Origin of the sequence: Acinetobacter sp. AKBS16, from assembly GCF_002899995.1 — a bacterium.
Taxonomy (GTDB): domain Bacteria; phylum Pseudomonadota; class Gammaproteobacteria; order Pseudomonadales; family Moraxellaceae; genus Acinetobacter; species Acinetobacter baumannii.
The window spans coordinates 782-1,503 of the sequence record NZ_POYH01000096.1; the positions used below are offsets into that span (position 1 = coordinate 782).

At 49.3% G+C, this 722-nt stretch carries 1 pseudogene; it reads left to right on the plus strand.

From position 1 onward, the window contains the following. Window positions 1-722: pseudogene (locus tag C1642_RS17595) on the plus strand (hypothetical protein); the annotation flags it as partial.

The window sequence follows — 722 nt, forward strand, 5'->3', positions numbered from 1 at the left end:
ACCGGCAGGCTTTGCCGATGGCGAATTGACCGTTAAGGCAGAAACGGTTGATCGTAATGGTACTCCGCTTAATGCTGAAGATAGCCTGTTGAAGACCGATCATGACAATGATCCATCTACACCGGATCAAGGTGGTCTGGACCGCGTTGATGGATCAATTACAGTAGATGTTGATGATCAGGGCCATATCACAGGTGGGACCACAGATGTAGCACCGGGTAGTGAAGTGACCTTAACCATTACCGGTCAGGACCAGTCAGGCAATCCACTGGAACAACAGGTGAAAGCTACAGTTAATCCTGATGGCAGCTATACGGCAGAAGTACCAGCAGGCTTTGCTGATGGCGAATTGACCGTTAAGGCAGAAACAGTTGATCGTAATGGTACTCCGGTCAATGCAGAAGACAGCCTTGTGAAGACCGATCATGACAATGATCCATCTACACCAGATCAAGGTGGTCTAGACCGAGTTGACGGAACTATTACCGTTGATGTGGACAACACGGGTCATATTACAGGTGGAACGACTGATGTTGCACCAGGTAGTGAAGTGATCTTGACGATTACTGGTCAGGATCAGGCAGGTAATCCGCTGGAACAACAGGTGAAAGCCACAGTTAATCCTGATGGCAGCTATACGGCAGAAGTGCCGGCAGGCTTTGCTGATGGCGAGTTGACCGTTAAGGCAGAAACGGTTGATCGTAATGGTACTCCGGTCAATG